The following is a 24,424-nucleotide window of genomic DNA, read 5'->3' as shown; positions in this document are numbered from 1 at the left end:
CTCGACGGGGCCCGCCCCGGGCCTCCTCCGGCGCCATATGAACCGTACGCTGTACCGTACATGGTACGGCAGATTCCGGCCACCCGGCGCCGCCGCACGGCCGGCTGGTCGACGCCGTCAGGGCCATGGAGATCCCATCCGGCCGGGACGGCCCCGAGGGATGACGGCCAGTCCGCCTTGGCGGGCCACCACGGCGAGGTCTCCCGACAGGTCGGTCCGGTAGACGCGCACGCCGAGCCCGTTCAGCCGGGCCAGAGTCGACGGGGCCGGATGGCCGTAGTCGTTGTCCGTTCCCACGCTGATCAGCGCGGCACGGGCACCCGTGGCCGCGAAGAACGCCGGGTCGTGGCCGGCCGATCCGTGATGGGGGATCTTGAGGATGTCGGCCCGGGGAAGACCTCTCCGGAGCAGCTCCGCCTGAGCCTCGGTCTCGATGTCTCCGCTGAGCAGCGCCGTCCCGGCCGTCCAGCGCACATGGACCACGACGCTGGCGTTGTTGACCACCGCCCCTTCCCCTCCTCCCACCGGGGGTGCCTCGGTCGGCGGGCCGAGGACGGTGAGCTCGGAGGGGCCGAACCGCCAGGTCGCGCCGGGCCGCGCCAGCCACTCGACGGTCCGGCGACGGGCGAGGCCGGCGCTCAGCCTGGTGCTCTCCCGCTCCGCGACTCTGTGCGGGGTCACCACCACCGCCCCCACACGGCGACCTCGGAAAACGCCGTCCAGTCCGCCGACATGATCGAAGTGTGGGTGGGTGAGGACGACGAGCGGCACCTCGCGGACCCCCATGGACCGCAGGCACCGGTCCATCAGCACCGGGTCCGGTCCCGCGTCCACCACCACGGCCCGGCCCGGCCCGGCGGCGACCAGCAGCGCGTCCCCCTGGCCGACGTCGCACGCGACCAGCAGCCAGTCTCTGGGCGGCCAGCGAGCGGCAGCCGGCGTCACCACGGCGACGGCGACGACCACCCCGGTCACCACGGCCAGGGCGGCCCGGCGCGACCACCGGCGGCGCAGCACCAGGACGGCGATCGGGGCGGCGACGGCCAGGATGATCAGTCCGGTGACGCCGCCCGGCCACGGGATCACCGCCAGAGGGAGTCCGGCGGCGTGCTCCGCCACCTCGATGATCCACCCGGCGGCGAGACCCGCCGGCCGCACCAGCGATTGAGCCAGCCCCATGTGCAGGGGCGCGACCAGCGCCACGACGGATCCGAGCAGGGTCGCGGGTGCGACGGCGGGCCCGGCGAGCAGGTTGGCGGGGATCGCCACCGGTGCGAGCTGGCCGGACATCAGGACCAGCACCGGGGTGACCGCCGCCTGGGCCGCGGCGGGCACGGCGATCGCCTCGGCGGCCCAGCGGGGCATCCGCCCCGCGAGGCGGTCCCGCCATCGGGGGGCGAGGACCAGAATGCCGCCGGTGGCGCAGACCGACAGGGCGAAGCCGTAGGACCGGGCGAGGACGGGGTCGAAGAGGATCAGCCCCAGGACGGTCACCGACAGTGCCGCGACACCGTCGCGCGAGCGGCCCGTACCGAGCGCCACCGCGGCGACGGTGCCCATGAGGAGGGCACGGAGCACGCTGGGCGACGGGCGGGCGACGACGGAGAAGGCCAGCATGGCCGCCACCGCCAGCAGTGCCCGGGCCGCGAGCGGCAGCCCCGCGGTCCGGGCCAGCGCGACCGCCGCCCCCGCCATGACCGCCAGGTTCGCCCCGGAGACCGCGGTGAGATGGCTGAGCCCCGCCTCCTTGAAGTCGGCCCTGACCTGCCGGTCCAGATGGGAGACGTCACCGACCACGAGCCCCGGCAACAGGCCGCGCTGCAGCGGCGGCAGCACACCGGCCGCCTCCCGCAGCCCCAACCGGAACATCCCGGCCGTGCGCTGCACCCATGAGGGACCGCTCATGACTCGCGGCGGTCCTCGTACGAGCACCACCGCCGCGAGCAGCTCTCCGGAGCCGGCCGGGCCGAACCGTCCCTGGACGGCCACCCGCTGACTGGGCAGCAGCGACCGCCATTCACCTCCCGAAACGAACATCACCACCGGAGCGCGCAACGTGATCCTGCCCGCCGGCGTCGCGATCGACTCGATGCGGGCGGGCACCACGGAACTCTCCCTCCGGAACGTCCCCCCGCGCTGGGGCAGCTCCCGGGGGTCGTCCGTGATCACCGCCTCCACCACCGCCGAAGCGCGCCTGTCCACCAGCTCGGCCACCGGCCCCGTGCCGACCGCGTGCACCCGGAAGGCCACCGCCGCGGCCACGGCCGCCGCGCATCCCAGCACCGCGATCAGGACGTTCCGCCAACCGGCCATCCCTCCGCCGGGGACCGCCACGGCCACCAAGAGCGCGCCCACAGCCGCCACCACGGCCACCGCGGCCCCCGCCGAGGGAGAGCAGCCCAGCAGGACGAGAGCGGTCACCCAGGACGCGAGGGCGGACGGGACCAGGTGGAGAGCATGTGCGCGCAGGCCCCTCTCGGCGGGGCCGTCGTCCCGGACCATGGCGGAGGCACCGAACCGGCTCATGACCGCGCCCTCCGGAGACAACGGGCCGACGACCGCATCCCCCGAAAGGTCCGAGCCGACGACCGCGCCTCCAAAGGCGCCAGATCAGAACCCACAGCTCCTGAAAGCACCGACCCGATGACAGCGCCCCGAGAACACCAGCCCGACGGCCGCACTTTCAAAGACACCAGATCAGAACTCACAACTCCTGAAAGCACCGCCCCGATGACAGCACCCCGAGAAAACCAGCCCGACGGCCGCGTCTTGGGAAGGAGCCGGGTCATACGTGGACCTTGTCTTTCAGCTCGGCGTATTTCCGGTCGCCGATGCCGCTGACGTCGCGGAGCTGCTCGACTGTGCGGAAGCCGCCGTGGCTGTCGCGGTATTCGGCGATACGGCGGGCGAGCACCTCGCCGACACCTGGCAGTTGTTCGAGCTGTTGCTGAGTCGCGGCGTTGAGGTCGAGGACGGCCGCGGCGGGGTCGGCCAGAGCGGGTGCCGCGACGGCGGGACCGGAGGCGCCCACGACGATCTGCTCGCCGTCGACGAGCTTGCGGGCGAGGTTGAGAGGGCCGGCGGCGGCCCCTCTACGGACGCCGCCGGCGGCCTGGACCGCGTCGGCGACTCGGGAACCGGCGGGCAGAGTGATCACTCCGGCGCGGCGGACCTTGCCGGTGACGTGAACGGTCACCTCGATGGCACTGCCGGACAACGGAGCACCGGGCTGCGGAGAACCGGGCCGTGAGGAACCGGACTGCGGGGAAGCGAAAAGGGTGGAGGCCGGTGTCGGGAGAGGAGGACCGGAGACGGGCGAGGGCGGCGCCAGGGGCTCGGGCTCCGGCTGCGATCGCCAGAGGTGGACCCCACCGGCGACGGCCGCGACCAGGGCGATGAGGAGGAGCAGGCGCAGTCCTGGGCGGCCGGGGGCGAGCATGGGCCCCTGGGTGGCGACAGCCGTACGGAGGGCCTCGAAGGAGGGCGGGATCGGGCCGGAGCGTATCCGGGCGGCGGGTCCGTCAAAGTGCGCCGGACCACCTGCAGAGGCGACGCCACTTGCAGAGGTGGAGCCACCGGCCCGCGCCCGCCTCTCCGGACCTGCGACACCACTCACCCATACCCGACGGGCCAGATCAGACGGGCCACCGGCCCGCGCCCGTCCCTCCGAACGCTCGGAGCCACCCGCCCGTGCCCGACCACCCAGATCGGACGGGTCATCGACCCGTGCCCGTCCCTCCGGACCGGCGACGCCACCCGGCCATGCCCGACGGACCAGACCGGCGGCGCCATCGGGCCGTGCCTGGCTGTCCAGATCGGCGGAGGCGGCAGAGTGGACCGGGCTGTCCGGAGCGCCGGGTGTCACGGAGGTGTCGGACCGTGCGGGAGCGACCGGGCCGTCAGAACGGGCCCGGGGGCCCGGGCGGTGGGGCAACGGCGGAAAAGGGGTGGGGGCAGGAGCGCCGGACGCCGTCAGCATCCGCAGTCGTGACGCGGCGCGCAATCGCTCGGTGGCCTGCTCTGTGGTCCGCACAACCCGGACGCTACGGCGGTGCCACCGGGCGATCGCTGGCCGAACGCGGCTCTGTGTACAACCTGTCCGCCCTACGGCGAGGCTGTGGACATCGCTGTCCGGACACACCCGGGCATACTGTTCGAGGTCGACGCCACCGCGGTCCGGCCCTGATCCCGGGTGCGGCACCCGTGACGGGCGAGCGCGGCCGATAAGGCGTTACGCCACGTCGGTCCGGTGATCGTTCCGACGCGCCATGTCGGCGACCGACCGCGACGAGTACGGCGGCGCGCCAGGAGAAACCGGGACGCCAAGAAGGACCGAGGCGCCAGGAGGGATCGGGGCGTCAGGCGCAGGGCGAGACGGTCAGGCCGAGCATGCCGGGGCCCGCGTGCGCCCCGATGACCGCGCCCATCTCGACCACGGTGACCTTGGCGATCCCGGGGACGCGCTGGGGCAGGCGTCCGGCCAGGGCCTCGGCACGGGATCGGGCGCCGAGGTGCTGGACGGCGACGTTCACCGGCCCGGTCCCGGCGGCCTGGACGGCGAGGTCTTCGAGTCGGGCGATGGCCCGGGCGGCGGTGCGGACCTTCTCCAAGGGGACGATCGCCCCCTCGGCGATGTGCAGCAGCGGTTTGATCATCAGAGCGGATCCGAGCAGGGTCGCCGCGGCGCCGATCCGGCCTCCCCTGCGCAGGTATTCCAGGGTGTCCACGTAGAAGAAGCTACGGGTGGAGGCCATGCACCGATGGACGGCGTCCGCCACCTCGGTCCGGGTCGCGCCCCGGGCCGCGGCTTCGGCGGCGGCGAGGACGGGGAAACCCAGCCCCATGGCGATCGACCTGCTGTCGATGACCTCGACGGGGATCAGCGCGTCTTCGGCCCCGGCACGGGCCGCCTCGACCGTGCCCGACATCTCCCCGGACAGGTGGACGGAGACGACGCCGACCGCGCCCCGCGCCGCGGCCTCGTCGTAGACGTCGGCGAAGCGCTGGGGAGCGGGCCGGGAGGTCGTCACCGGGGCCCACTCCCTGAGCGCGTCGTTCATCCTCGCGCCGTCGATCTCCGCCACGTCGTCGAGCGGCCGGCCGCCCACCACGACCTGGAGCGGCACCACACTGATCCCCAGCCGGGAGGTCTCCTCCCGCGGAAGATAGGCGGTGGAGTCCGTGACGACGGCTACCGGTGGCGACATATGCAGAGATTACCCAGCTGAGAATGCCTGATCGGGACCGGCGTCACCGCCGGGCCGCTCTCCGTACCGCGCGCCGGACGGCGGCGCGGCCTTACTGGACGGGGGTGCCGCCGCGCCAGACCCGGCGGGGCTTGAGACCGAAGGCCCAGGCGAAGGCGCCTTCGTGGTCGGCGTCCCACTGGACGATGTCGGCCAGGCGGCCAGGTGCGAGGACACCTCGGTCGGGGACGCCGAGGACGGTGGCCCCGCCGAGCGTGGCGGCACGGAGCGCGTCACCGACGCTCATGCCGAAGGCGGCCACGGCGAGGCTGATGACCAGGGACATCGAGGTGATCCCGCAGTGGCCGGGGTTGTGGTCGCTGCCGAGGGCCACCGTGACGCCCTGGGCGAGCATGCGGCGGACCGGGGGCAGGCTGCCGCGCTGCAGGGCGGTCCCCGGGCAGACCACGGCGGGGACGCCGTAGCGGGCCAGGATCGCGATGTCCTCGTCGGAGGTGTGGTGGAGCAGGTCGGCGGAGGCGCAGCCGAGCTCGGCGGCGAGCTGGACGGCGCCGCGGCGGCTGTAGGCGCCGGCGTGCACGCGCGGCAGCAGGCCGACGTTGCGCCCCGAGGCGAGGACCCAGCGGGCCTCGTCGGTGGTGAAGTGACCTTCGTCGCAGTAGACGTCTACGCTGTCGGCCCCGGCCGCGGCGGCGTCGGCGCACCAGGCGCCCACGGCCTCGACGTAGTCGCGCTGGCGGCCGAAGTATTCCGGCGGGACGACGTGCGCGGCCATGAACGTGACGTGCACACGCGGCATCATCGGCTCTTTTTCGAGCTCACGCAGGAGCCGCACGTCGGCCAGCTCGCCGTCGCGGGTGAGGTGGTAGCCGGTCTTGGCCTCCACGGTGGTGGTGCCGCTGAGCAGCCAGTCGCGCAGGCGCTCGCGGACGCCGTTGCACAGGGTCCACGGGTCGGTGCCCCGGGTCACCGTGACGGTGGAGCCGATGCCGCCGCCGGCCGCGGTGATCGCGGAGGGGGTGGAGCCGCCGGAGCGCATCGCCATCTCGGCGTAGCGGTTGCCCGCGTAGACCGGGTGGGTGTGGGCGTCGATCAGGCCGGGCGTGACCAGCGCGCCGCCCAGGTTCTCGACGTGGTCGACGTCGACGATGTCGTCCACCACGCCGGGGACGCTCTGCGGCAGGTCGGCGGCACGGCCGACCCAGGCGATCCGGTCGTTGTGGACCAGGATCGCGGCGTTGCTGCACACGTCGTTGCCGGTCCAGAGCCGGCCGATGTTGGTCAGAAGGCGGACCGTCATCGCATCACCGCCTTGTCGCAGGGGAAGACGTCGGGAGGGAGACCGCTTCCGGGAACGAGGGGCGGACCCAGCCGATGCCGGGCTCCATGCCCACCGGATCCATTGTGAGTCCGGACGACATTGGGGGGTCTCCTGCTCTCATCCGCATATTCGTGGTGCGGCGACAGTATCGCCGGGATCATGATCAGGCGATTTCAGTTCAGTTACGTTATTTCACAAGTGAGCTCGCTGTACAGGCTAATTGGGAAGAACGCCGCTTCGCCGTAGCCGCCTCCGGCGGACCGGTTTCTCGGTCACACTCGGCCTTGAACGTGTTTTCACTGCTCAGACCACTTCTTTCCCGCCTGTCACAGCAGTCGCCGGGATAACTTGCACCCTAACATCTCGGCAGATTTGCCTTATGGTAGCAATCCAAACCGCGGCCGACCACTGTCATCTTTGGGGCTTTTGTACCGCTTTCGCGTGCCATCAGTGCACATCACAAGGCCCCCCCAGGGCAAGCCCGCTCATTGAAACATGGCATCCGATCCCCCTAGCCTGGAAGATCCGTCCAGTCCGGAAGCGGGAGGACCGGCGGGCGGGCCGCCGCCGGGCCCCGTCCCGCTCCACGGGCGATCACGTTCCCTCCCGGCCCCCGAGCTCTCCCGGCCCCCGAGCGGTCACGCCACCGGAGAAGTCGGTCACGCCACCGGAGAAGTCACTGGAGAAATCACGGTCACGTCGCCGGAGGGATTCTCGGAACGGGTGGCGGGACCGGCTACGGTCCCCCGGTTCGGGGCTCCCGCGACTCTGCGCGGGACCTGCCCGCACCCCCGGAAATAGGCTCTAAGCAGGACGTTCAGTGTAATCTTTCGTGCGAGCTGTCCATAAGGCCGCACATATGGGAGTTACCTTGTCCGTCCACGCGGACGCCAGCCGGCGTCGCATCGAAGAGCTGCTCCAGGAGAACGAGGCGCCCGTCCTCAAGCGTTGGCTGGAGATAGCCGGCTCCTCCTCCAACGGTCAGGTGGACCGCGGTGACCTCGCCGGCCAGCTCCGTGAGCTCTACCAGGCGCTGCGCCGGTCGTTCGGTGACTCCACCGACTCCAGCGACTCCAGTGACCTGCGCGGACTGCTGGCCGAGCTGTCCCGGACCCGGGCCCGCCAGGGGTTCACCCCGACCGATACCGCCATCGTGGTGTTCGGACTCAAGGAGGCGCTGTACGAGCTCGTCGAGAGCGACGGATCTCCCGAGGCCCTGCGAGGTTTCATCTGGTTCTCTCAGGTCATCGACGAGCTTGGGCTCTTCACGGTGGAGAGCTACGCGGCGGCGAGGGAGAAAATCATCATCGATCAGGCCGAACAGCTCCTGGAGCTGTCCACCCCGGTGGTCAAGCTCTGGGAGGGCATCGTGGCGGTGCCGCTGGTCGGCACGCTCGACTCGGCCAGGACCCAGGTGGTGATGGAGAAGCTGCTGCAGACGCTGGTGGACACCGGTTCCGAGCACGCGGTCATCGACATCACCGGTGTGCCCGCGGTGGACACCCAGGTCGCCCAGCACCTGCTCAAGACCGTGGTGGCGGCACGGCTGATGGGCGCCGAGTGCGTGATCTCCGGCATCCGCCCGCAGATCGCCCACACCATCGTCACCCTCGGCATCGAGTTCGGCGACATCGTGACCAAGGCCTCGCTGGCCGACGCGCTGGCGCACGCGCTCCGGGAGAGCGGCGTCGAGTTCGTCAAGCACAGGGGGACCCGCATCGCCGTACGGACCGTGGAGGAGTGATGGACCGCGTACCCGTCCTCAAGCTCGGGGACATCCTCATCGTCTCGATCCAGATCGACCTGCAGGACCAGAGCGTGCTCGCGCTGCAGGAGGATCTGGCGGACCGGGTGGTCGCGACCGGCGCGCGAGGGGTGATCATCGACATCACTGCCGTGGAGATCGTCGACTCCTTCATCGGGCGCATGCTCGCCACCATCGCCGCCATCTCCCGCATGCTCGACGCCGAGACGGTCGTCGTCGGCATGCGGCCCGCGGTGGCGATCACCCTTGTGGAGCTGGGCCTCTCGCTCGGCGGCGTGCGCACCGCGCTCAACCTCGAAAAGGGCGTCGCGCTGCTGAACCACATCGACGGCGCGCAGATCGTCGCGGCCGACCGGTGACGACCTCCGACGAGCTGCCCATCAAGAGCAACAGCGACGTCGTCCTGGTGCGCCAGCACGTCAGGACCGCCGCTGTGAACGTCGGGCTCTCCCTGGTCGACCAGACGAAGGTGGTGACCGCGGCCAGCGAGCTGGCCCGCAACGCGCTCGTCTACGCCGGAGGAGGGCAGGTGCGGATCGAGATCGTGCACAACGGCATACGCCGGGGGCTACGGCTGGCCTTCAGCGACGACGGGCCCGGCATTCCCGACATCGAACAGGCGCTCACCGACGGATGGACCACCGGCGGCGGCCTCGGCCTCGGCCTCAGCGGCTCGCGCCGTCTGGTGGACGAATTCGACCTGCGGTCGGCTCCCGGTGAAGGAACGCTGGTCACGGTGACGAAATGGGCACGGTGATCCGTTCCCAGAACGACACCTGGACACGGGCCGAGGACGCCAGCGCGATCGGCTCCCTCCGCCGTGCCGCCGTCACGCTCGCCGAGGCCCGGGGGTTCGACGAAGAAGACGCCGGGCGGGTGGCCGTCGCGGTGAGCGAGGCCGCCTCGAACCTGGTCAAACACGCCGTCGAGGGGACCATGCTGATCCGGCCGCATCCCGAGCTGGACTCGGCGATCGAGGTCATCGCGATCGACCGGGGGCCCGGCATGCGCGACGTCTCCCGCGCCCTGCGCGACGGCTACTCCACCGCGGGCACGCTCGGCATCGGCATGGGCGGCATCGCGCGGATGGCGAGCGGATACGAGGTTCACTCCATGCCCGGCCGGGGCACGGTGCTCGGCATGTACTTCACCGCGCGCGGCGCCCCGCGCCCCGAGTCGCGGCTGAGCGGCGTGACCCGGCCGATCGGCGAGGAGGCCGTCTGCGGCGACGCGTTCGCCAGCGCCGGTACCGGCACGACGACGAGCGTGATGCTCTGCGACGGGCTCGGCCACGGCAGCGCGGCGGCCTACGCCTCGCAGGAGGCGGTACGGCTGTTCCTCCGGCACGCGGACCTCGCCCCGGCCACCGTCCTGGAGCGGATCCACCAGGGGCTCGGCTCGACCAGGGGCGGCGCGGTCGCCGTGGCCCGGATCGACCGGGCGGCGGGCGTGGTGAGCTTCGCCGGCCTCGGCAACGTCGCGGCGTGGATCACCCACCAGGAGGGCCGGCAGGGAATGATCTCGGTGCCGGGCATCGCCGGGCACAAGGCCCGCACCCTGCGCCAGTACGAATACGCCGTGCCGCCGCACAGCATGATCGTGCTCCATTCCGACGGACTCTCCGACCGCTGGGACATCACCTCCTATCCCGGACTCGTCACCCGCACCCCCTCCGTCGTCGCCGCCACGCTGCTGCGCGACGCGGGCACCCGCAGGGACGACGCCTGCGTGGTCGCCGTGAGGCCGTGGACATGACGGCCGACACGACCGGGCAGGAGCTGATCCGGATCCCCGTCCTGAACGACCAGGACGTCTTCGCCATGCGCAAGCTGGGCCGTGAGGTGGCGGAGGCGGTCGGGCTGGAGAGCCAGGACCAGATCCGGGTGGCCACCGCGCTGAGCGAGATCGGGCGGGAGGTCCTGAGCGAGGGCACCGGCGCGTCCGCCGCCTTCCTGCTCGGACTCGACAGCCTGATCATCAGGATCGACCTGTCGGCACCGGCCGACCTGCGGCCGGCCGACGGCGTGACGCTGGCGGGGCGTCTCGTCGACGCGATCGAGCTCGATCCCGCCATGGGACGGATAAACATGCTCAAACGGCTCCCGAGCGGCCGCCCCAGGCCATCCGTGGAGGAGATCCGCGCCAAGCTCGGCCGGCTGACCCCGGCCACCGCCCTCGAGGAGCTGCGCCAGCAGAACCGCGAGCTCGCCGCCACCCTGGAGGAGGTCCTGCAGCTCAACACCGAGCTGCAGGAGACCAACCAGGGCGTGCTCGCCCTGTACAACCAGCTCTCGGAGGAGCTGGAGGAGACCAACCGCGGCGTCGTGGCGCTGTACGCGGAGCTGGATGAGAAGTCCGCGCAGCTGCGGGAGGCCAGCGACGCCAAGAACAGGTTCTGGGCCACGGTCAGCCACGAGCTGCGCACCCCGCTCAACTCGATCATCGGCCTGGTCCGCCTCCTGGTCGGCCCCGGCGGCGACCCGCTGGCGCAGGAGCAGCTCCACCAGATCCAGCTCATCGGCTCCTCGGCGGAGACCCTCCTGTCTCTGGTGAGCGAGCTGCTCGACATGGCAAAGGCCGAGGCGGGGCGGCTCGACCCGCAGCCGTCCGCGGTGGACCTGGTCGCGCTGGCCGAACGGCTGCGCATGACACTGCGCCCCACCAGCGGCACCGACCTGGTCACGCTCTCGGTCGAGGTCACGGACGGGGCGGAGGAGCTGTTCGCCGACGAGGTGATGCTCACCCGGATCCTGCGCAACCTGCTGTCCAACGGGCTGAAGTTCACCGAGGAGGGCGAGGTCGGGCTCAGCGTGCGCGTCGACGCCGGCACCGAGGAGATGGTCTTCGAGGTGACCGACACCGGGATCGGCGTCCCCGCGGAGCATCTGGAGCACGTCTTCGAGGAGTTCTTCCAGGTGCCGGGGCCGATCCAGCTACGGACCAGGGGGACCGGGCTCGGCCTGCCGTACGCCCGCCGCCTCGCCCAGGCGATGGGGGGCACGCTCCGGCTGGCCAGCGCGGTAGGTGAGGGCACCACGGTGACCCTGCGGCTGCCGCACCGGCACGGCGCGGCGCCGGTGATCGGCCGGGTGCTCGTCGCCGACGACGACGAGGAGTTCCGCGCCACCGTCCGGCGGATGCTCACCGGGTTCGCCGCCCACGTCGACGAGGCCTCCGACGGGCTGGTGGCACTGGAGGCGATGACGGAGCACCCGCCGGATCTCGCGCTGATCGATCTGCTGATGCCCCGGCTCGACGGCGCGGCCCTGATACAGCGGATGGCCGACGACGAGCGGCTGCGCGGGGTGCCGGTGCTCGTGGTCACCGTGGCCTCCTCCAGCCAGTACCCGCGGGGAGCCGCTACCGTGATCTCCAAACACGGGCTGAGCAGGGAGAGCCTGCTGGAGGCCGTACGGAACACCCTGGGGCATCGCGATGAATGAGGGATCCGCGACGGTGCTGGTCGTGGACGACACGCCGACCAAGCTCTACATCCTGTCCAGCTGGCTGCGGCGCTCGGGGCACCAGGTCGTGCAGGCCACCGGCGGTCTGGAGGCGCTCGCCAAGGTCAGGGAGCTCCGGCCGGACCTGGTCGTCCTCGACGTGCGGCTGCCCGACATCAGCGGCTACGAGGTCTGCGAGCAGATCAAGGCCGACGCGGCGACCTCCTCGATACCCGTCATCCAGATCTCCGGGGCGGCGATCAGCCCCGCCGACCGGGCCCAGGGCCTCGAACGCGGAGCCGACGCCTACCTGGCGGAGCCGGTCGAACCCGACGAGTTCGCGGCGACGGTCGAGGCCACGCTGCGCTACTACCGCGCGCGGCAGCGGGCGGAGCGGATGGCCGAGCGGCTGGCGTCCCTCACCGAGGTCACCCTCGCGATGAACTCCGCCGACACCTTCGAGCGGCTCCTCGCCACGGCGGTCGAAGGCGCCGCCCGGATCCTCGGCAGGCACGCGGGAGCGCTCGCGCTCCCGCCGGACGGCCGGATCCGCAGGTTCACCGCCAAGCCTCCGCAGAGCGTCGCCACCTCCAAGGCCGCGGCGCCGGAGACGCTGCTGGCGCTGAGCGCGATGTCCCTGGGCAACGCGGCCGGCACGGAGGTCTTCACGATCTCGACCGGCGACTGGCTGAAGCTGATGCCCGACGCCGACATCAGCGGCGACGTCTCGGCCGTGCTGTGCCGCACCAAGGTCGGCAGACCGCCCGTCTATCTCGGGGTGGAGGCGGCCCAGCCGCTCGGCGGGGACGAGCTCAACATCCTTCGCCAGCTCGGCCAGGCCCTGGCCCTGACGGTGGACGCGCTGCGCGCCTACACCGAGGAGCACGCGATCGCCCTCACCCTGCAGCGCAGCCTCCTGCCCGCGCGGATCCCGGAGACGCCCGGACTGGCGATCGGCTGGCGATACCAGCCGGCCGTCGACAACATCGAGGTCGGCGGCGACTTCTACGAGGTGCTGCGGCTGGGCGAGCGGGTGCTCGTCGCCATCGGCGACGTCCAGGGGCACTCCCTGCTCGCCGCGACGGTCATGGCGGAGCTCCGCCACGCGCTGCGCGCCTCGCTCATCGGCACGGTGGACCTGGGCACGTCCATGGCCCTGCTCAACGACGTGCTCCGGCGCTACCACCCGGGCATGACCGCCACCGTGTGCCTGATCCTCATCGACCCGGAGACCGGGGAGATGGAGATCGCCAACGCGGGCCACATCCCGCCCCTGCTCGTCGGCGGCGGCGAGCCCCGCTACCACCTCCTGGGCAACCTGCTGCTCGGCGTGGCCGAGGAGACCTACCGGGTCGACCGGCTGACCCTGCCGCCGGGGGGATGCGCGCTGATGTTCACCGACGGGCTCATCGAGGACCGCGACAAGCTGCTCGACGAGAGCCTGGAGATCGTGCGGCAGCTGGCGGAGACCGTGGAAGACGATCTGGAGCTCTTCTGCGACCGGCTCATCAAGCAGTTCGGCGCCCGCGAGGACGACGTGGCGCTGGTGGCGTTCCGCCGCGTGGCGGCCGGGAGCGCCTCTCCCTGAGCCCCGTCCGGTGCCGCCGCGGCACCGGCCCGCGGCCCCGCCGACCCTGGACATGCCCGGCCCCGGCCCGCGGCCCCGCCGGCCCCGGACGTGCCCGGCCCCGGACGTGCCCGGCCCCGGACATGCGACGCCCCGCCGTACCGCCCCCGGAGGGGGGTAGGGCGGGGCGTGACGTCGGCGGCCGTCAGACGGTCTCGACCGGCTTGGCGGTCCTCTCCAGCTCGGCGAAGAGGCTGGGCAGGACCCTGGCGTGCAGGATCGTGCCCTCCTCGGTGTGCTCGATCCCGAGCACCTCGCCCTCCTGGTGCGCCCGGGAGATCAGGTCACCGCGCTGGTACGGCACGAGCAGCCTGACCTCCTGGTCGAAGCGGGGCAGCTCACGCTCGATCACGGCCAGCAGCTCGTCGATCCCGGCGCCGGTGCGGGCCGAGACCACGACGGTGTGCTTCTCGCGCGCGGTCAGCTGGGCCAGCACCACCGGGTCGGCGACGTCGGCCTTGTTGATGACCACGATCTCCGGGATGTCGCGGGCGCCCTCGATGTCGGCGAACACCTCCCGCACGGCGGCGAGCTGCGACTCCGGGTCGGGGTGCGAGCCGTCGACCACGTGCAGGATCAGGTCGGCGTCGCCGACCTCCTCCAGCGTGGAGCGGAAGGCCTCGACGAGCTGGTGCGGCAGGTGCCGGACGAATCCGACGGTGTCGGCCAGCGTGAACAGCCGGCCCTCGGGCGTGTGCGCCTTGCGGACCGTCGGGTCCAGCGTGGCGAACAGGGCGTCCTCGACCAGCACGCCGGCCCCGGTCAGCCGGTTCAGCAGCGAGGACTTGCCCGCGTTGGTGTAGCCGGCGATGGCCACGGCCGGGACCTCGCGCTCCAGCCGCCGCGCCCGCTTGGTCACGCGCGAGGTGGTCATCTCGGCGATCTGGCGGCGCAGCTTGGCCATCCGCTCACGGATCCGGCGGCGGTCCAGCTCGATCTTGGTCTCACCGGGGCCACGGCCGCCCATGCCGACGCCGCCCGCGGCGCGTCCGCCCACCTGCCGGGACAGGTTGCCACCCCAGCCGCGCAGGCGCGGCAGCAGGTAGTTGAGCTGGGCGAGCTCCACCTGCGCCTTGCCCTCACGGCTCTTGGCGTGCTGGGCGAAGATGTCGAGGATCAGCATGGTCCGGTCGATGACCTTGACCTTGACGACCTCTTCGAGCTGGCGGAGCTGGCCGGGGCTCAGCTCGCCGTCGCACACGACGGTGTCGGCGCCGGTGGCGGAGACGATGTCGGCGAGCTCCTGGGCCTTGCCCGAACCGATGTAGGTGGCCGTGTCGGGCTTCTGGCGGCGCTGGATCACACCTTCCAGCACCTCCGAACCCGCGGTCTCGGCGAGGAGCTTCAGCTCCAGGAGTGAGTTTTCGGCGTCGGTCGCCGTGCCCGAGGTCCAGACGCCCACCAGAACGACCCGCTCAAGTCGCAGCTGGCGGTATTCGACCTCGGTGACGTCCTCGAGCTCCGTGGAGAGCCCCGCGACCCGGCGTAGCGCCTGGCGCTCGGCCAGGTCCATCTCACCGAGATCGGGCAGGTCGTCGAACTGGTCAATGTCCAGCGGCTCACGAGTGTCTATGTCGTTGCTCCATTCAGGTGCGTGGTTCATATGCGTCCTCTCCGAAGAGTTGAACGCCTGAACCCCTCGGGTCTCTTCCCTTCGATGGTGCCACGTGAACGCCCGCGTCTCATCTGGTTATCGACCGTTTTCGGCAGAGAACCCGGGGCGGGGCCGGCGTCCTCAGGAGGGCAGGACCTTGGCGTCCCCGGAACCCGTCCTCACCACGACGGTCCTGGGAGCGGAGGGGTCGTCGGTGACCTGGACGACCTTCTCACCGGCGCCGGCCTCGGCGGTGATGTCGTAGGGGCCCTGCGGCAGCCGTACCGTGGCGCCGCCCGAGCCGGTGCGGACCTCGACGTGGTCCGGCGCGGAGGTGAACTTCACCTCGACCTCGCCGCTGCCGGTCTCGGCGGTGAAGCGCTTGGAGCCCAGGGTGCCGGCCTCGACGGTGCCGGAGCCGGTGTCGGCCTCCACCTCGCCCGCCAGCCCGCGCAGCGTGAGGTTGCCCGAACCGGTGTCCAGCTTGACGCTGAGCCCCTTGGGGATCTCGATCCTGTAGTCGACCGAGCAGTTCCCCTTGGGGCACTTGTGGCGCAGCGAGAGCGTCCCGCCGGCCACGGGGTGCTCGGTCGTGGGCCTGTCGCCGCTGTCTCCGCTCCAGTGGAGCGTCTCGGTCACCCGCGCGCCGGAGCGGTCGGACCCGGTGACCACGATGTCCCCGGATCCGGTGTGGGCGTCCAGGACTTTCAGGTCGCCGGTGACGTCGTAGGAGACGACCTCCTGCTCCTGCCTGCCGAAGTCGAAGTTCATCTGGCAACCGGACAGCAGGAGCACCGAGCCCAGAAGCGCCCCCGCGACGATCGTGTTCTGCTTCATGAGCCCAATCCTCAACTCCGGGGAGGGATTCCGCCTCCCTCTCACGATCCGTTCTCGACTCCCTCCGCGGAGGGAGTCCCCCTCCGCGGAGGGAGTCGACTCAACTGTGACCGGGCGCGGGGCCCCGGCGTATCAGGGACTCCCCCGACTCTGCCCTTAGCCGACCCTGTCTTTGACCGGGAAGGGGCCATCCAGTAGCGTCGATTCCACAATTCAGAAGTTTTTTTCCATGATGTGGAAAGGAAGCTCATGGACGGCGTTGAGATCACCGGCCCCTCGCAGGACCGCTACGACGAGATCCTCACGCCGGAGGCACTGGCCTTCCTGGCCGCCCTCCAGCGCGAGTTCGGCGCCCGGCGCCTTGAGCTGCTGGAGGCCCGGCAGGTTCGCCAGGCCGAGCTGTCGGCCGGCGGCACCCTCGACTTCCTGCCCGAGACCAGGCACGTGCGCGAGTCCGAATGGCGGGTCGCCCCGCCCGCGCCCGGCCTGACCGACCGCCGCGTGGAGATCACCGGCCCGGTGGACCGGAAGATGACGATCAACGCGCTCAACTCCGGCGCCAAGGTCTGGCTGGCCGACTTCGAAGACGCCAACGCCCCCACCTGGGAGAACACCGTCAACGGCCAGCTCAACCTGCGCGACGCGCTGGACCGGGCCATCGACTTCTCGGCCGGCGGCAAGAGCTACGCGCTCAAGCCCGACGAGGAGCTCGCCACCATCGTGGTCCGCCCGCGCGGCTGGCACCTGGAGGAGAAGCACCTCACCCTCGACGGCGCCCCGTTCTCCGCCTCGCTGGTCGACTTCGGCCTCTACTTCTTCCACTGCGCGCAGCGGCAGATCGCCAAGGGCAAGGGCCCCTACTTCTACCTGCCCAAGATGGAGTCGCACCTGGAGGCGCGCCTCTGGAACGACGTCTTCGTCAGGGCCCAGGACCTGCTGGGCATCCCGCAGGGCACGGTCCGCGCGACCGTCCTGATCGAGACCTACCCGGCCGCGTTCGAGATGGAGGAGATCCTCTACGAGCTCCGCGACCACTCCGCCGGGCTGAACGCCGGCCGCTGGGACTACCTGTTCAGCGTGATCAAGAAGTTCCGCACCCGGGGCCGGGAGTTCCTGCTGCCCGAGCGGAACGCGGTGACCATGACCGCCCCGTTCATGCGCGCCTACACCGAGCTCCTGGTCCGCACCTGCCACAAGCGCGGCGCCCACGCCATCGGCGGCATGGCCGCGTTCATCCCCTCCCGCCGCGACCCCGAGGTCAACAAGGTCGCCCTGCAGAAGGTCACCGCCGACAAGACCCGCGAGTCCGGCGACGGCTTCGACGGCTCCTGGGTGGCCCACCCCGACCTGGTCCCGATCTGCCGCGACGTCTTCGACGGCGTCCTCGGCGACCGGCCTAACCAGCTCGACCGCCTGCGCGAGGACGTCTCCGTCTCCGCCGCCGACCTGCTGTCGGTCTCCAAGACCCCGGGCGACATCACCGAGGCGGGCCTGCGCAACAACGTGGACGTGGCGCTGCGCTACCTCGCCGCCTGGATGGGCGGTCTGGGCGCGGTGGCGATCCACAACCTGATGGAGGACGCCGCCACCGCGGAGATCTCCCGGTCCCAGATCTGGCAGTGGATCCACAACGACATCGAGCTCGCCGACACCGGGACCGTCGTCACCAAGGAGCTCGTCGAGCGGATCATCGACGAGGAGCTCGCCAGGATCAAGGCCGAGCCCGGCTACGACGAGGCCCGCTACGCCCAGGCCACCGCCCTGTTCAAGGAGGTCGCCCTCGACGACGACTTCGCGGAGTTCCTCACTCTGCCCGCCTACGCGCGCATGCCGTGACAGCGCGCCCGCCCCTGGACCGGTGGTCCGGGGCGGGCACGGTCATCGGGGCGCCGGCACCCCGATCCTGAGCGAGAATGCGACATAGAGGGATGTTGTCCTCGATCAACCGGGTGGCCGCGGGAGCAGGGGCACTGCCCAGCTCCCGCGCACGCGGGAGGAGGAACGATGGGGACGAAGACACTCGACGGACTGGCCGGGCGCCTGCTGGAGGTGCTCGGCCACGGAGCGGTGATCACCGATCCGGTGCGGCTGCGCACCTATGAGTGCGACGGGCTGACCCATCACCGGGCCACGCCCGGCGTCGTCGTGCTGCCGGAGACCGCCGAGCAGATCGCGGCCGTGGTACGGCTCTGCAACGACCACGGCGTGCCGTTCGTGGCCAGGGGCGCGGGGACGGGGCTGTCGGGCGGGGCGCTGCCGCGGACCGACGGGGTGCTGATCGTCACCTCGAAGATGCGGCGGATCCTCTCGATCGACCTGGCGGACCGGCGGGCCGTGGTGGAGCCGGGCGTCACCAACCTGGCGATCACCGAGGCGGTCCGCGACCAGGGCTACTACTACGCGCCCGACCCCTCCAGCCAGCAGGTCTGCTCCATCGGCGGCAACGTCGCGGAGAACTCCGGCGGCGCGCACTGCCTGAAGTACGGCTTCACGGTCAACCACGTGCTCGCCCTGGAGGTCGTCACCCCCGACGGCGACATCGTCGAGCTGTCGGACGCCGACCCCGGCTACGACCTGCTGGGCGCCTTCGTCGGCTCGGAGGGCACGCTCGGCATCGCCACCAAGGTCACCGTACGGCTGACGCGGGCCCCGGAGACCGTGACGACCCTGCTCGCGGCGTTCGACGGCATCGAGCGGGGCGGCCAGGCGGTGTCGGCCATCATCGGCGGCGGCATCCTGCCGGCCGCGATCGAGATGATGGACGCCCTGGCGATCGAGGCGGCCGAGGCGGCTGTGGCCTGCGCCTACCCCGAGGGCGCCGGGGCGGTGCTCATCGTGGAGCTGGACGGCCCCGCCGCGGAGGTCGCGCACCAGTTCGGCGAGGTGACCCGGATCTGCCGGGAGAGCGGCGCGTTCGAGCTGCGGGTCGCCGCCGACCCGGTGGAGCGGGCCGCGATCTGGAAGGGCCGCAAGTCGGCCTTCGCCGCGGTGGGCCGGATCAGCCCCGCCTACATCGTGCAGGACGGGGTCGTGCCCAGGACCGCGCTGCCGGAGGTGCTGGCGAGCATCGACCGGCTGTCGCGCGAGTACGGCATCCGGGTGGCCAACGTCTTCCACGCCGGTGACGGCAACCTGCATCCGCTGGTGCTGTTCGACGACGCGGAGCCCGGCGCGGGCGAGCGGGCCGCGCTGGTCTCGGGGAGGATCCTCGACCTCTGCGTCGAGCACGGCGGATCCATCACCGGCGAACACGGTGTCGGCGTGGACAAGTCGCGATATATGACAAAAATGTTCTCCGACGACGATCTCGACACCATGCAGCTGGTGCGCTGCGCCTTCGACCCCCGCGGCCTGTCGAACCCGGGCAAGGTCTTCCCCACCCCGCGCCTGTGCGGCGAGGTCCCGGGAGTCCGCAAGGGCGTGCACCCGCTGGTCGAGTCAGGACAGGCGGAACAGTTCTGATGGACGCCTTGCACGGGACGGGCGCGGCCCCTCTGACGGACGCGCTGCGCGAGACAGGCGTGACGGTCCGGCGGGCCGGGCCGGGCGACGCCGTGGCCGGGGTCCTGCCCCGCTGGGTGGCGCTGCCCGGAACCACCGAGGAGGTCGCCGCGCTGACGCGCCTGTCGGCCGAGCACGATCTCGCCGTGGTCCCGGTCGGCGGCGGCACCAAACTGCACTGGGGTCCCCCGCCGGAGCGCTGCGACCTGCTGCTCGACACCTGCGGCCTGAACCAGGTGCTCGAACACGCCTCCGGCGACCTCGTCGTCCGCGTCCAGGCGGGCGTGACCACGGACTCGCTGGCCGAGACCCTCGCCGCCAGGGGGCAGGAGCTCTCCCTCGACGTCCCGCTCGCCGGCGCCACGGTCGGCGGCGTGCTCGCCACCGCCACCGCCGGCCCCCGCAGGTTCCGCTACGGCACGGCCCGCGATCTGCTGATCGGCGTCACGGTCGTGCTGGCGGACGGCACGGTCGCCAGATCCGGCGGCAGGGTCGTCAAGAACGTCGCCGGCTACGACCTGGGCAAGCTGTTCACCGGCTCCTACGGCACGCTCGGCGTCATCACCGAGGCCGCCTTCCGCCTCCACCCGATCCCCGGCGACCGCCGCTGGATCACCGTCCGGATGCCCGCTCCCGGCCCCCCGGACGGCGACGGCCGGCCCGGCCCCCTCCCCGGCGTGGACGCGCTCGCCCTCGAACTCGCGGCCTCCCAGGCCGAGCCGAGCGCGATCGAGCTGGACTGGCCCGACCTCCGGGACGCGCCCACCGTGGCCGCCCTGGTCGAGGGGAGCGCGGCCGGGGACCGGGCGCAGGCCGTACGGGCCCTGATGGGTGAGTACGGCACCGCACGGGTCGCCGACCGCCCGCCCGGCTGGTGGGGGACGCTGCCCGGCGACGAGCCGCTGCTGGAGCTGCGGGTCCGGCCCGCCCGCGTGGGCGACGCGCTGCGGACGGTCGCGGCGCACGGGCCGCCCGCGCGGGTGCGCGGATCGGTGGCGTCGGGGATCCTCCAGATCGCCCTGCCTCCGGACGTCGAGGGCTCGGCGTTCGCGGGGTTCGTGTCGTCCGTACGCGACGGCCTCGGCCCCCTCGGCGGCGGGCTGACCGTGCTCGCCGCGCCGTACGGGCTCGCGCGCCGGGTGGACCGCTGGGGCCCGGTGAGCGCGCTGCCGCTCATGCGGCGGGTCAAGGAACGGTTCGACCCCGGCCGGAGGATGTCTCCCGGCCGGTCGGTGGGAGGGATCTGACATGGACCCCGAGCTGATCAACGACTGCGTGCACTGCGGGTTCTGCCTGCCCACGTGCCCGACATACGTCCTGTGGGGCGAGGAGATGGACTCCCCGCGCGGCCGGATCCACCTGATGAAGCAGCATGTCGAGGGCACGCCGCTGACGCCGGAGATGGCCGGGCACTTCGACGCCTGCCTGGGGTGCATGGCGTGCGTGACGGCCTGCCCCTCGGGGGTCAGATACGACCGGCTGATCGAGCAGACCCGGGCCGAGGTGGAGCGGACGCACGTCCGGCGGCCGGACGACCGGGCGCTGCGCGCCCTGGTCTTCCAGCTCTTCCCCTATCCCCGGCGGCTGCGGGCGATGCGGCTGCCGCTGCGGCTCAGCGCGGGGCTGCGCCGCAGGATCGCCCCGAGGCTGGAGCGGATCAACCCGTCCCTGGCGGCGATGGCCGACCTCGCTCCCCCGGTCCCGGCGAGGGTGCGGCTGCCCCGCAGGGTCGAGGCGAGGGGCAGGCGCAGGGCCACGGTCGGGATGCTCACCGGATGCGTGCAGGGCGAGTTCTTCCCCCAGGTCAACGCGGCCACGGCCCGGGTGCTCGCGCTGGAGGGATGCGAGGTGGTCATCCCTCCCTCGCAGGGCTGCTGCGGGGCGCTGTCGCTGCACTCCGGGCAGCAGGGGCAGGCGGAGCGGTTCGCCAGGCGGACGATCGCCACCTTCGAGCGGGCGGGCGTGGACACGGTCGTGGTCAACGCGGCGGGCTGCGGGTCGACCATGAAGGAGTACGCCGAGATCCTGGAAGGCGGGTGGGCGGACCGGGCCCGGGCGATCCGGACCGTCGACCTGACGGAATACCTCGCCGAGCTGGGCCCCGCGGCGCGGCGGCACCCCCTGCCGCTCACGGTGGCCTACCACGACGCCTGTCACCTGGCCCACGCGCAGGGGATACGATCCCAACCCCGTCAACTGCTCACCGCCATCCCCGATCTGGAGTTGAGAGAGATCGCCGAGTCAGCCATCTGCTGCGGTTCCGCGGGAACCTACAATCTCTTCCAGCCCGAGGCCGCCCGGGAGCTCGGAGACCGCAAGGCGGAGCGGGTGCTGGCCACCGGCGCCGACCTGCTGGTCTCGGCCAACCCCGGGTGCACCATGCAGATCACCTCGGCGATCCGCCGCCGGGGAGCGGCGGCGATCCCCGTCGCGCACGTCGCCCAGGTCCTGGACGCCTCCCTGCGCGGCCTGCCGGCGGTGCCATGAGCCGGCGGATCAGAGCGCGCAGCGAGCGGATCAGAGGGCACGGGACGTCCGCGGACGCGGACTCCGAGCCGCCGGGCGAGGAGGTCGCATGAGTGGGGTGCAGTCGGTCGACCGGGCGCTGGACGTGCTGGAGGCCCTCGCGGAGCGGGGCGGGCAGGCCGGGCTGTCGGAGATCGCGGCCGGCACCGGCCTGCCGTACGGGACGATCCACCGGCTGCTGCGCACGCTGCTCGACCGGGGGTACGTGCGTCAGGAGTCGGACCGCCGTTACGCGCTGGGCGGCGCCCTGGTACGGCTCAGCGGGGTCGCCGAGCGGATGGTCGGTGTCCGGGCGCAGCCGTACCTGACGAAGATGGTCGAGCTGTCCGGTGAGACGGCCAACCTGGCGGTGCTGGAGGGCGACTTCGTCGTCTACGTCGCCCAGGTCCCCTCGCCGCGGCGGCTGCGGATGTTCGCCGAGGTCGGCAGGCGGGTGCTGCCGCACAGCACCGCGGTGGGGAAGGTCCTGATGGCCGGGCGCCCGGACACCGAGGTGGCCGCGCTCGTCGAGCGGACCGGCATGCCCCGGCGGACCGCCGGCACGATCACCGACCTGCCCGGCATGCTCGCCGAGCTGGGGCGCGTGCGGGAGCAGGGATACGCGATGGACCTGGGCGAGGAGGAGTTCGGCGTGCACTGCCTGGCCGTGGGGGTGCACGACGGCTCGCGGATGGTCGCCGCGATGTCGGTGTCGGGTCCGGCCGAACGGATCGACGCGCTCGACCGGGAGGACCTCGCCAGGGACATGCGGAAGATCGCGCATGACTTCGGCTCCGAGCTGAGCTTCTGAGGCCCCCGGCCCGGCGGACCGGGCCCGCCCGGCGGGAGCGGGCCGCGGGACCCGGGCGGGAGGGGACGGCCGGGTCCGATGTCCCGCATCCACCGATCGGTGGATGCGGGACATCGACCGCGTACGGCTCCGGTCATGGCCGGCCGGGCGATCCGCGCGGGCACCCTCGGGGACCACGATTGGCCCATGGCAATCATCGAGGTGAACGACCTGGTCAAACGCTATGGGAAGCACACGGCCCTGTCGGGGGTGTCCTTCTCGGTGGAAGAGGGCGAGATCTTCGGCATCCTCGGGCCCAACGGGGCGGGCAAGACCACCGCGGTGGAGTGCGTGGAGGGGCTGAGGCGGCCGGACGGGGGGTCGATCCGGGTGCTGGGGCTGGACCCGGTCGGGGACGGCGACCGGCTGCACCGGCAGATCGGCGTGCAGCTCCAGCAGACCCAGCTGCCCGAGAACATCAAGGTGTGGGAGGCGCTGGAGCTGTACGCCTCCTTCTACCGTGATCCGCTCGACTGGCGGACGCTGCTGGAGCGGTGGGGGCTGGCCGACAAGCGCGGCGCGAGGTTCGGGAAACTGTCGGGCGGCCAGCAGCAGCGGCTCTTCATCGCGCTGGCCCTGGTCGGCAACCCCCGCGTGGCCTTCCTCGACGAGCTCACCACCGGCCTGGACCCGCAGGCCCGGCGCACCACCTGGAAGCTGATCCAGGAGATCCGCGCCACCGGGGTGACGGTGGTCCTGGTCAGCCACTTCATGGACGAGGTGGAGGAGCTCTGCGACCGGGTGGCGGTCTTCGACCGCGGGCGGATCGTCGCCGTCGACACCCCGGCCGGCCTGATCGCCCGGGTCGACACCGAGCACGAGATGCGGTTCCGGCCGATGGCCGAGTTCGACACCGGCCTGCTGGCGGACCTGCCGGGGGTCGTGTCGGTGACCCGGTCCGGCGGGCAGGTCGTCGTCTCCGGCACCGGTGACTTCGCCGGCACGGTGACCGCCGCGCTGGCCCGTGACCATGTCCTGGTGGCGGACCTGCGCATGGACCAGCGCACGCTCGACGACGCGTTCATCGCGCTGACCGGCCGCCCCTTCGAAGCCTGAGGAGATCATGATGACCGGCTTTCCCAAGCTCACCCTGGTGGAGACCAAGCTGCTGCTCCGCGACCCGGGTTCGATCTTCACTCTCATCGTCCCGCTCTTCATCCTGCTGGTCTTCAGTTCCACCAGTTCGCCCGGCGACACCGTGCTCCCCACGATGACGTTGACGATCGCCATCGGGCTGGTGGGCCTGTACATGGTGCCGACGACTCTGGCCACCTACCGTGAGAGAGGGATCCTGCGGCGGCTGTCGACCACCCCGGTCCGGCCGGTGACGATGCTGACCGTGCAACTGGTCCTCCAGACGGCGTTCGCGGCCGTCGCCGCCGCGCTGCTCATGGGGATGGCGCTGGCCTTCCTCGGCGCCACCGCGCCCGCCCGGCCCGCGCAGTTCCTGCTGACCTTCGTCCTGGGCGTCGCGTCGGTCTTCTCCATCGGCCTGGTGATCGCCGCACTGGCGCCGAGCGGCCGCGTCGCCAACGGCGTCGGCGTGCTGCTGTACTTCCCGCTGGCCTTTCTGGGCGGGCTGATGCAGCCTAAGGAGATGATGCCCGCCGTGCTGGCCCGCATCGGGGAGTTCACCCCGCTCGGAGCCTTCCGCCAGGCCGTCCACGACGCCTGGGCCGGGGCCGCGGCGCAGCCCCTGCTCATCTGCGTGATGGCGGGATACGCCCTGGCCGTCGGCGCGGTCGCGGCCAGGCTCTTCCGCTGGGAGTAGGCG

General features: G+C 71.9%; 19 protein-coding genes. 13 read left to right on the top strand and 6 right to left on the bottom strand.

The window, feature by feature from the left end:
- Positions 1-117: 117 nt before the first annotated feature.
- From J2S55_RS03005 to hutI, 4 genes are all read right to left on the bottom strand, one after another.
- Positions 118-2,526 carry a ComEC/Rec2 family competence protein gene (locus J2S55_RS03005; protein WP_306857097.1) on the bottom strand — a complete coding sequence of 803 codons (2,409 nt, stop codon included), beginning with the start codon at positions 2,524-2,526 and terminating at the stop codon, positions 118-120.
- 259 nt (positions 2,527-2,785) lie between these two features.
- Positions 2,786-3,217: a ComEA family DNA-binding protein gene (locus tag J2S55_RS03000; protein WP_306857096.1), complete on the bottom strand. Its 432-nt coding sequence runs from the start codon at positions 3,215-3,217 to the stop codon at positions 2,786-2,788.
- 1,141 nt (positions 3,218-4,358) lie between these two features.
- Positions 4,359-5,207, bottom strand: a complete 849-nt coding sequence (locus J2S55_RS02995) for a DegV family protein (RefSeq protein ID WP_306857095.1) — start codon at positions 5,205-5,207, stop codon at positions 4,359-4,361.
- Between the two features lie 91 nt (positions 5,208-5,298).
- The gene (hutI, locus tag J2S55_RS02990) at positions 5,299-6,507 is read right to left on the bottom strand and encodes an imidazolonepropionase (protein WP_306857094.1); all 1,209 of its coding nucleotides are present in this window, start codon (positions 6,505-6,507) and stop codon (positions 5,299-5,301) included.
- Between the two features lie 880 nt (positions 6,508-7,387).
- Between hutI and J2S55_RS02985 the strand changes: the two genes are divergently transcribed.
- Genes J2S55_RS02985 through J2S55_RS02960 form a run of 6 tightly spaced genes read left to right on the top strand, consistent with a single transcriptional unit; the run spans position 7,388 to position 13,324 of the window.
- The gene (locus J2S55_RS02985; protein WP_306857093.1) at positions 7,388-8,272 is read left to right on the top strand and encodes an STAS domain-containing protein; all 885 of its coding nucleotides are present in this window, start codon (positions 7,388-7,390) and stop codon (positions 8,270-8,272) included.
- On the top strand, positions 8,272-8,652 hold the full coding sequence (locus tag J2S55_RS02980) for an STAS domain-containing protein (protein ID WP_306857092.1): 381 nt from the start codon (positions 8,272-8,274) through the stop codon (positions 8,650-8,652). Before J2S55_RS02985 ends, J2S55_RS02980 begins: the two co-directional genes overlap by 1 nt.
- A complete protein-coding gene (locus tag J2S55_RS02975; RefSeq protein ID WP_306857090.1) occupies positions 8,649-9,050 on the top strand; it encodes an anti-sigma regulatory factor in 402 nt (133 codons plus the stop codon). The genes J2S55_RS02980 and J2S55_RS02975 overlap by 4 nt, the downstream gene beginning before the upstream one ends.
- Positions 9,038-10,048 (top strand): ATP-binding SpoIIE family protein phosphatase, encoded by a 1,011-nt coding sequence (locus tag J2S55_RS02970; protein WP_306857089.1) that lies wholly within the window; start codon positions 9,038-9,040, stop codon positions 10,046-10,048. Before J2S55_RS02975 ends, J2S55_RS02970 begins: the two co-directional genes overlap by 13 nt.
- On the top strand, positions 10,045-11,736 hold the full coding sequence (locus J2S55_RS02965; protein ID WP_306857086.1) for an ATP-binding response regulator: 1,692 nt from the start codon (positions 10,045-10,047) through the stop codon (positions 11,734-11,736). Before J2S55_RS02970 ends, J2S55_RS02965 begins: the two co-directional genes overlap by 4 nt.
- Positions 11,729-13,324: a fused response regulator/phosphatase gene (locus tag J2S55_RS02960; protein WP_306857085.1), complete on the top strand. Its 1,596-nt coding sequence runs from the start codon at positions 11,729-11,731 to the stop codon at positions 13,322-13,324. Before J2S55_RS02965 ends, J2S55_RS02960 begins: the two co-directional genes overlap by 8 nt.
- 184 nt (positions 13,325-13,508) lie before the next feature.
- On the opposite strand, the gene hflX is transcribed toward J2S55_RS02960, so the two are convergent.
- Both hflX and J2S55_RS02950 read right to left on the bottom strand, forming a co-directional pair.
- Positions 13,509-14,966: a GTPase HflX gene (hflX, locus tag J2S55_RS02955; RefSeq protein WP_370879586.1), complete on the bottom strand. Its 1,458-nt coding sequence runs from the start codon at positions 14,964-14,966 to the stop codon at positions 13,509-13,511.
- Between the two features lie 132 nt (positions 14,967-15,098).
- Positions 15,099-15,794 carry a DUF4097 family beta strand repeat-containing protein gene (locus J2S55_RS02950; protein ID WP_306857084.1) on the bottom strand — a complete coding sequence of 232 codons (696 nt, stop codon included), beginning with the start codon at positions 15,792-15,794 and terminating at the stop codon, positions 15,099-15,101.
- A 249-nt stretch (positions 15,795-16,043) separates the two neighbouring features.
- Here J2S55_RS02950 and aceB point away from each other — a divergent pair, with 249 nt between their 5' ends.
- From aceB to J2S55_RS02915, 7 genes are all read left to right on the top strand, one after another.
- A complete protein-coding gene (gene aceB, locus J2S55_RS02945) occupies positions 16,044-17,630 on the top strand; it encodes a malate synthase A (RefSeq protein ID WP_306857082.1) in 1,587 nt (528 codons plus the stop codon).
- A gap of 168 nt (positions 17,631-17,798) precedes the next feature.
- Complete coding sequence (locus J2S55_RS02940; protein ID WP_306857080.1) at positions 17,799-19,256, top strand: FAD-linked oxidase C-terminal domain-containing protein; 1,458 nt, start codon at positions 17,799-17,801, stop codon at positions 19,254-19,256.
- The gene (locus tag J2S55_RS02935; RefSeq protein ID WP_306857078.1) at positions 19,256-20,542 is read left to right on the top strand and encodes an FAD-binding oxidoreductase; all 1,287 of its coding nucleotides are present in this window, start codon (positions 19,256-19,258) and stop codon (positions 20,540-20,542) included. Before J2S55_RS02940 ends, J2S55_RS02935 begins: the two co-directional genes overlap by 1 nt.
- Position 20,543: 1 nt before the next feature.
- Positions 20,544-21,782 carry a (Fe-S)-binding protein gene (locus J2S55_RS02930; protein WP_306857077.1) on the top strand — a complete coding sequence of 413 codons (1,239 nt, stop codon included), beginning with the start codon at positions 20,544-20,546 and terminating at the stop codon, positions 21,780-21,782.
- An 88-nt stretch (positions 21,783-21,870) separates the two neighbouring features.
- Entirely contained in the window at positions 21,871-22,611 is a 741-nt protein-coding gene (locus tag J2S55_RS02925; protein WP_306857076.1) for an IclR family transcriptional regulator, read from the top strand.
- 186 nt (positions 22,612-22,797) lie between these two features.
- On the top strand, positions 22,798-23,706 hold the full coding sequence (locus J2S55_RS02920; RefSeq protein ID WP_306857075.1) for an ABC transporter ATP-binding protein: 909 nt from the start codon (positions 22,798-22,800) through the stop codon (positions 23,704-23,706).
- Positions 23,707-23,713: 7 nt separating this feature from the next.
- Positions 23,714-24,421 carry an ABC transporter permease gene (locus J2S55_RS02915; protein ID WP_306857074.1) on the top strand — a complete coding sequence of 236 codons (708 nt, stop codon included), beginning with the start codon at positions 23,714-23,716 and terminating at the stop codon, positions 24,419-24,421.
- Positions 24,422-24,424: the final 3 nt, after the last annotated feature.

This window comes from Streptosporangium brasiliense (genome assembly GCF_030811595.1).
GTDB classification, from domain to species: domain Bacteria; phylum Actinomycetota; class Actinomycetes; order Streptosporangiales; family Streptosporangiaceae; genus Streptosporangium; species Streptosporangium brasiliense.
This window is presented reverse-complemented; position numbering and strand designations above follow the sequence as displayed.

Coding starts and splice junctions, on each gene's coding strand:
- J2S55_RS02935 (WP_306857078.1), top strand. CDS start 19,256: ATGGACGCCTTGCACGGGACGGGCGCGGCCCCTCTGACGGACGCGCTG.
- J2S55_RS02965 (WP_306857086.1), top strand. CDS start 10,045: ATGACGGCCGACACGACCGGGCAGGAGCTGATCCGGATCCCCGTCCTG.
- J2S55_RS02995 (WP_306857095.1), bottom strand. CDS start 5,207: ATGTCGCCACCGGTAGCCGTCGTCACGGACTCCACCGCCTATCTTCCG.
- J2S55_RS02970 (WP_306857089.1), top strand. CDS start 9,038: ATGGGCACGGTGATCCGTTCCCAGAACGACACCTGGACACGGGCCGAG.
- hflX (WP_370879586.1), bottom strand. CDS start 14,966: ATGAACCACGCACCTGAATGGAGCAACGACATAGACACTCGTGAGCCG.
- J2S55_RS02950 (WP_306857084.1), bottom strand. CDS start 15,794: ATGAAGCAGAACACGATCGTCGCGGGGGCGCTTCTGGGCTCGGTGCTC.
- J2S55_RS02980 (WP_306857092.1), top strand. CDS start 8,272: ATGGACCGCGTACCCGTCCTCAAGCTCGGGGACATCCTCATCGTCTCG.
- hutI (WP_306857094.1), bottom strand. CDS start 6,507: ATGACGGTCCGCCTTCTGACCAACATCGGCCGGCTCTGGACCGGCAAC.
- J2S55_RS02940 (WP_306857080.1), top strand. CDS start 17,799: ATGGGGACGAAGACACTCGACGGACTGGCCGGGCGCCTGCTGGAGGTG.
- J2S55_RS03005 (WP_306857097.1), bottom strand. CDS start 2,526: ATGAGCCGGTTCGGTGCCTCCGCCATGGTCCGGGACGACGGCCCCGCC.
- aceB (WP_306857082.1), top strand. CDS start 16,044: ATGGACGGCGTTGAGATCACCGGCCCCTCGCAGGACCGCTACGACGAG.
- J2S55_RS02985 (WP_306857093.1), top strand. CDS start 7,388: ATGGGAGTTACCTTGTCCGTCCACGCGGACGCCAGCCGGCGTCGCATC.
- J2S55_RS02925 (WP_306857076.1), top strand. CDS start 21,871: ATGAGTGGGGTGCAGTCGGTCGACCGGGCGCTGGACGTGCTGGAGGCC.
- J2S55_RS02915 (WP_306857074.1), top strand. CDS start 23,714: ATGATGACCGGCTTTCCCAAGCTCACCCTGGTGGAGACCAAGCTGCTG.
- J2S55_RS02960 (WP_306857085.1), top strand. CDS start 11,729: ATGAATGAGGGATCCGCGACGGTGCTGGTCGTGGACGACACGCCGACC.
- J2S55_RS02930 (WP_306857077.1), top strand. CDS start 20,544: ATGGACCCCGAGCTGATCAACGACTGCGTGCACTGCGGGTTCTGCCTG.
- J2S55_RS02920 (WP_306857075.1), top strand. CDS start 22,798: ATGGCAATCATCGAGGTGAACGACCTGGTCAAACGCTATGGGAAGCAC.